This is a genomic window from Mycobacterium sp. NGS15, from assembly GCF_059813245.1.
Map to the genome: position 1 here is coordinate 1 of NZ_JCALEF010000013.1, position 6574 is coordinate 6574.

Consider the following 6574-nt stretch of genomic DNA (forward strand, 5'->3'; position numbering starts at 1 on the left):
CTTCTCCGGCGTGACCCCCGAAGACGCTGCAACACTCAGAGAAGCCCATACAAGTTACGAACGCTCAGCAACCGGCCACCCTTCCGAATGGGCGGTCCCGGCGAGCCTGGTACCGGCGATCACCGCCGTGACTCCCAAGCGAAGGACACGACTCAATACCTGAATCACGACTCTCACAAAGGAAAGCACAAATGCAACGCGCACTTTTCGCCATCGAGTCTGCTGCAAGACGGCGACGAATTCTCCGCCCTGACCTCAGCGCCGATGTATGTCGACTGGTGTGAACGACACACGCCAAACAGCCAGTCGTACAGAAGTTTAAGTTTCCCCGGGCGTGCTCCGCTGTGCCTTCGCGCAGCTGTTGGTTCGTAGTAGCGCCTACTCAGGCTGTCCGGCGGATCGGCACACCGGGCAAAATCCATGACCGATTCGGTCACACTCAGCGATGTCAAGGACGACAATCATGCTCACCGAACCCTGCGCGTTTACAGCAGTCAATGCGCACCAATCCACCAACCGATGCTACCCGTCCCTGTCTGCCATCATCGGCCGGTTAATCCTCACCGTGATGCTTATCCTCGGCTTCGGGGCGCCTGTGGTGGCGCACGCCGATGAAAGCCAGTACGAGACGTTCTACACACCTCCCGATCCGCTTCCGCCGGGTAGGCCTGGTGACCTGATCCGGTCGGAGCCGTCACGCTTGGTCTTAGAGCCTTCCGGGCAGTTGGGGTCCTACGTGGGCACCGGAACGCGGATCATGTACCGCAGTACCGACGCTACCGGAAATCCGGTCGCGGTGACCGGTACCTACATCGAGCCAGACATCCCATGGCCGGGGAGCGGGCCGCGACCCCTCCTGGCTTACGTCACTGCACCTTATGGCATGGGAGAACAATGCGCGCCGTCGCGTCTGTTCAACCAAGGCATTCACGCCTCGCTGGACACTGGATTCGATGTGATGTTCAACCTCGAAGAAGGTTTCATCGCGACGCTGCTGGCTCGCGGATTTGCCATCGTCATCACCGACGGCATCGGTATGGGTGTGCACGGACCCATGTCACCTCAGTTCCTCAACCGGGTAGCTGGGGCATCCGCCCTCCTCGATGCAGCCCGTGCGGCCAGGCATGTTCCCGCCACCTCACTGAGTCCCACTGGTCCGGTGGCATTCTGGGGCTGGCTCGCCGGCGGACACGCAGCCTTGTCGGCCGCCGAGCTCGCCTCGACGTATGCACCCGAACTGCACGTCGTCGGAACGTACGCGAACGCTGCCCCGACCGATTTGGCCGCCACGGTACCAAGCGTCGACGGCAACTTCCTCGCCGGGGCGATGGGATGGGTACTGCGGGGCATTCAGGCGTCCTATCCCGCAACCGAGCAACCGATTTGGGACGCGCTGACCCCACGCGGCGTCGAAATGCTGGCCAACACGGGCCGGCAATGCATGCTGCAGACCGGTATCGACTACGCCTTTCGACACCTGCAACCTTGGTTCAAGGATGATCTCGATCAAGTGGTGCTAAACGATCCATTCAAGAGCATTCTAGGTATGCAACGCCTTGGCAATATGAGACCGACAGGGCCTGTCTATATCTCCCAGAACCAGTGGGATCCCTTCGGCCCGTATCAGTCTACAGTCGAGACTGTACGAGACTGGTGCACCAAGGGTGCCGATGTGCAGCTTTGGACCAATGAGGCGCCGCCGCTTTTCAACAAGCTCAACGTCAATGCGTTGTTGCCGGCTTTCGTCGATGGTGAGCGCAGCATGGCCTGGATCACCGACCGGTTCAACGGTGCTGCCACCACACCGAACTGCAATGCGCTCTGAACCAGGTCGCGGCGAGGTTGTTGACCGACGCTGCTCGTCCCCAAGCAATTCTGCAGGCGGGGCAACTGCGCGGGGACGTTCGCCCGGACCGCTCTACCGCAGATCTGAGCGCCACTATTCACGCTCTGATCGACGGTTTTCTTCGCAATCGCCACCGCCGTGCACCGTCCGGAACGGACCCGAGTTCATCGCTCACGCGGTCAACGACTGGTGTCGGTTCAACAGCACCGGCTCGTTGTTCATCGATCCTGGATCCCCATGGCAGAACGCCTGGGTCGAGTCGGTCAATGGCCGCCTGCGCGACGAGCTGCTCAGCTCCTGGCGGTTCTCGACTCGCTACGAGAGGCCCGAGTGATCATCGAGGACTGTAGGATCGACTACAACGCTAACCGACCCCACTCCGCCCACGGCGAACTCACCCCAGCCGAGTTCGCCTTACAAGTGGACCACGTTCCACCAGCCCGTAGCCGCTTAGCGACTGAACCACCAAATGGGTCCCCTTCACAGCGATCGTGCGGTAGCCCGGTGCCGGCCAGCCTGGCGACCCCAGCCACACCCGCAGCCCTTCCCCGACCTCGTCTCACACCGACCTCCCGAAAGCCATGCCCGCCGCCTCCGTGACTTGGCCCGTCACGGCGATCAAACGAACAGATGAAGAGACCACCGACGCGACGCGACGGTGGTCTCATCGCCCTGGCAAATCAAGTCACCCTGGACCATCCTCCTGGCAGACGACAATCGGCAGCGATCTGGACGATGGAGCGGCCAGCAGCCACCAGGCCGAGCACCTTGCGGCGGAATCCTTGGGGGTAACGCTTGGGCACGGCCACGGCTCCTTCAGGGATGCCGTGACCAAGATTCACGCAAACTCACTCCGGTGAACCCGGGTCATATCAAAGTCTCCGGACACGCCGGAGCGATTCATCCACGCCCACACGGACTCGAGCCCAAACCCCGTTGCGACACAGCCCGAGACACCGCCCCGTGCTCGGTCCCAACCCTGCCCGCAGCACACGGGCCATCCGCACCGCACGGCCCTTCTCCACACAACACGCGCCCTCCAATAAATTGGGCACCTCTAGTGTTCTTTGCTGTGTGCTGTCAGGACCAGGCTGCTACACGGTCTGCGATACCCACTGGCATCAGCACCAGCCCAGCGCCGACTCTACTAATGCCCGGGTAGCGTGCTCATCCCGCGCCGCTAGCGCTTTGGCTCTAAGCCATCGATTGCTGAGGTGCCTTCTGGCCTTGGCGAGTTGATGACCATCGAGTGCATCGCAAGTACGGCTGGCGATGTGTACATCCGATCGGTCCAGTAAACGCCGACGTCCCGTACGAGCCCCTCGTCTGCGACGTCGATAATGCACACGCCCTCCGTGTCCGGAGCGACGAGTGCCAGGGCGTTGACGAACCCCACGCCCAGTCCTGCGCGTGCGAGCGACACCACTGTCGTCGGCTGATCTGACCAGAACGCGACCGAAAAGTCGACACCGCGAGTTGTCAGTAGTTGTTGCGCTTCTCCACCCGTTCCAGCTCCGGACAAGATCAATGAGTAGCGACCCAAGGTGCTCACTGGCAGCGGGCTAAGCTCGCTAGCCAACGGGTGGTCTGGGGCGACGACGACCTTCATCCTTTCGCGCCAGAGCGGCATGTGGTGGATGCCGGGGATGGCCGGTTTCGGTTCTGACGGCCGAATAGCCAGGTCTACTGCCCCGTCGGACAAGGCACTGTCGATACCCAAAACGGCCTGTTCGGCGAGTTGAACCTCCACGTGAGGAAAAGAGATACAGAACGCACGCAATACCTCGGGTACGAAGTTCGCGCCTGCGCTTGCATAGGTTCCCAAGACAACTTTGCCTTCGACTCGTCCAGCGAGATCGACGACATCGGCTCGGGCAGCAGTGATCTCGTCGAGAATTGTGCGCGCGCGCAGAAAGAGCTTTTCACCCGTAACCGTCAAAGCCACCGGCCGCTGGCTTCGATCGAAAAGTATGGTGCCAAGTTCGCTCTCCAAGCCTGCGACATGAGCGCTGACCCGTGATTGCGATCGGAAGAGCGCCTGGGCAGCGGCTCCGAAACCGCCGCGCTCGGCCACCGCTACAAATGTTTCCAGCCAGTCCAATTGCACGCGGTTCCTTCGTCACCCGTATCCTCACACGTTCTCGATCAACCTAGCACCGACCGAATTCAAGGTGAGAAGGGATCGTGATGCGCCGACTCACGATTGACAGCTCCGGCAAGGTGAAGAACGGTCAAATAGGTTCCACCACGTGGACGCGCGGGGTAATCGCGGCTGCTCCGGCATACTCGACACTGTCGGCCCCGAGTTCCGCCTCGAGCCGCAGCAAACGGTTCCATTTGGCCGTGCGTTCGGAACGCATCGTAGAACCGACCTTGATCTGACCGGTGCGCCATCCGACAGCAAAGTCGGCCAGCCAATTGTCCTCCGTCTCACCGGATCGTGCGGACAAAACGGTGGCATATCCCGCTTGCTGAGCAAGCGTCACGACATTGAAGGCGTCGGTGAGGGTTCCGATCTGATTGGGTTTGACGAGGACCGCGTTGGCAACATTGTTGTCGATACCCCGTTGTAGACGTTCGGTACTAGTTGTGAAGAGATCGTCGCCGAGAATCTGCACGTCGCAGAGCCGCGCGGTGGCTTTGACCCAGCCATCCCAGTCATCCTCTCCTAATGCGTCTTCCAAGGAAACAATCGGGTATGTGCTGCACCAACTATGGAGCTCCTCAATAAGACCTTCAGGCCCGAGATGACGTTGTTCGGCCGCTAGGTGATACCTACCGTCATCGGCTAACAACTGAGTGGCGGCAATGTCGATAGCGATGCCGACATCACTGCCCGGACGCAGACCCGCGCGTTCGATACCCTTGACAAGGATATCGAGTGCGGCGCGGTTTGATGGCAGCGCCGCAGATAGACCACCTTCATCTGCCACCAGAGAATTTGGCCATCCTTGCCTGGACAGTTCCTCGGCCGTACCAGCACGCACCCGTGCTGTCCATTCGACGGCCTCGGAGAAACGTCGAGCGCCGACAGGTACGGCCAGAAAGTCTTGCACGTCGATCGAGCGCCCGGCGTGCGCTCCGCCGGAGATGATGTTGACCATCGGAAGCGGCAGGAGGGGGTCCCCGACTGCCACTGATCGATACAGCGGAAGGTCTCTCGAGCTTGCTGACGCGAGTGCCGTAGCTACGGATATCGCGAGAACCGCATTCGCGCCGACGTTCGACAGCTCCGATGTGCCATCTACGGCACGCATCGTGGAGTCGACCGTGTGTTGATCGGCGGCCGGCAATCCTCGGACCACCTCAGACAGCACTGTGTTGGCGTTTGCGACAGCCTTGCTGACGCCTCGGCCTCCGTAACGGTTGCCTCCGTCGCGCAATTCCTTTGCCTCGTGACGCCCTGTAGACGCTCCCGCGGGTACGGTCGCTTCTCCGCGAGAGCCATCACTCAGAGTCACTTCACAGGCAACGGTGGGAGTTCCTCTCGAGTCGAGCGCTTCCCAGGCCAGAACGGATTCGATCTTCGGTACGGTCACTTGGTCATCTCCCATATTTGAGCAATCGTCGACCCTGGTTTCTGGTGCAGGAGCCGACCGATGTTTCGGATCTTGTGCCGACCGTTTCGGTCGAGGTAGCCGACGGGGCTCTTTCCGTCAACTCGAGCGAGTAACATGCAGCCAATCTGACGCACGAGGTGACTCTGATCGTTGGAGAACTCGATGTGGGATCGCCAGCTCTCTACGAAAGCACACGCACAATCGAGCAGCGCCGAGCTCATTTCCGGCTGATGAACCGACTTGATCAGCAGGTGCGCCAACAACGACGCAGGATCGAAGTCCTCGTCACCGACGTGCGCCACTTCCCAATCCAGCACCCATAACCGGCGCTCGCACACCGAAACCTCCGAGGGTTCAACCAAAATGTTCTTCGGCGTGAAATCTCCATGCACCAAACATGTTTGACGGGAGAGCATGACGCAAATGGTGCGCTGAATCGATTCTGAAAGGTCAGCGTTGCGGGCCAAGACTGTCTCGTAAAACGGTTCCACGCGAAGCTGGTGAAAAGATTCGCGGTCCAGGAAAGGTTGGACGAGGGACGGTGTGGCAGCGGTGTTGACCTGCCAAATTCCAAGGCTGCGACCCAGTTCCCGGGCGACCCGGGCGTCTGCGACTCCGGACATCAACTCGGTACGCCATTCATGCCAATGATGAGGCGAGCGTTCGATGACCAAAAATCTCTCGTCGAGATCTAAAACCTGAGGAGTTACTGCCGGCAACATGGCCCCGACCAGTTGCAGAGCGCGACCTTCGGCCTGCAGTCTCTTCTCGTCGGCGTTCCACAACTCCTCGACGCGCAATGTCGACAGTGCGCGCTTCACCACGACATCGACACCTGGCCCGGAGACTGCGATGACATCGTTGGAGACGCCACCCGCCAGCGGAGTCAATTCGAGACCGGTGCCGACGGGTGCTAGTCCTCGCGCTATCAGGTGCTCGGTGACGTCGTGGAAAAGCTGCGCTGCAACTGCGCCGGCGACGATCATCGGACTGCCGAGCGCTTCGACCTCGCCCCGTCGACTATCTCCGATTTGACCACCGGCACCATTCGCAACCACGAGATCAATGCCAGCGGGATCGAACACCCCATGCTCGGTAGTTCGCCTTGCCCGCGAGCGATTGGCAGAACATTCCTGTCGAATCATGAGAACTCCTCTGAGTTTGAGAG

At 60.5% G+C, this 6574-nt stretch carries 4 protein-coding genes and 1 pseudogene; 2 read left to right on the top strand and 3 right to left on the bottom strand.

What is annotated here, in order from left to right:
* The first annotated feature begins 568 nt into the window (after positions 1 to 568).
* Positions 569 to 1825 (top strand): lipase family protein, encoded by a 1257-nt coding sequence (locus tag AC5Y5C_RS24800; RefSeq protein WP_499977335.1) that lies wholly within the window; start codon positions 569 to 571, stop codon positions 1823 to 1825.
* Between the two features lie 157 nt (positions 1826 to 1982).
* Positions 1983 to 2300: pseudogene (locus AC5Y5C_RS24805) on the top strand (integrase core domain-containing protein); the annotation flags it as partial.
* Positions 2301 to 3026: 726 nt separating this feature from the next.
* Here AC5Y5C_RS24805 and AC5Y5C_RS24810 read toward each other — a convergent pair.
* The 3 genes from AC5Y5C_RS24810 to AC5Y5C_RS24820 all read right to left on the bottom strand — a co-directional run bounded on the left by AC5Y5C_RS24810 (position 3027) and on the right by AC5Y5C_RS24820 (position 6491).
* Positions 3027 to 3953: a LysR family transcriptional regulator gene (locus AC5Y5C_RS24810; protein ID WP_499977332.1), complete on the bottom strand. Its 927-nt coding sequence runs from the start codon at positions 3951 to 3953 to the stop codon at positions 3027 to 3029.
* Positions 3954 to 4077: 124 nt separating this feature from the next.
* Positions 4078 to 5400 (bottom strand): phosphopyruvate hydratase, encoded by a 1323-nt coding sequence (gene eno, locus AC5Y5C_RS24815; protein WP_499977333.1) that lies wholly within the window; start codon positions 5398 to 5400, stop codon positions 4078 to 4080.
* Positions 5382 to 6491 (bottom strand): phosphotransferase family protein, encoded by a 1110-nt coding sequence (locus tag AC5Y5C_RS24820; RefSeq protein ID WP_499977334.1) that lies wholly within the window; start codon positions 6489 to 6491, stop codon positions 5382 to 5384. Before AC5Y5C_RS24820 ends, eno begins: the two co-directional genes overlap by 19 nt.
* Positions 6492 to 6574: the final 83 nt, after the last annotated feature.

What these genes read in the sequence shown, in the direction of transcription:
- AC5Y5C_RS24800 (WP_499977335.1), top strand. Translation starts at nt 569, where the DNA reads ATGCTTATCCTCGGCTTCGGGGCGCCTGTGGTGGCGCACGCCGATGAA.
- eno (WP_499977333.1), bottom strand. Translation starts at nt 5,400, where the DNA reads ATGGGAGATGACCAAGTGACCGTACCGAAGATCGAATCCGTTCTGGCC.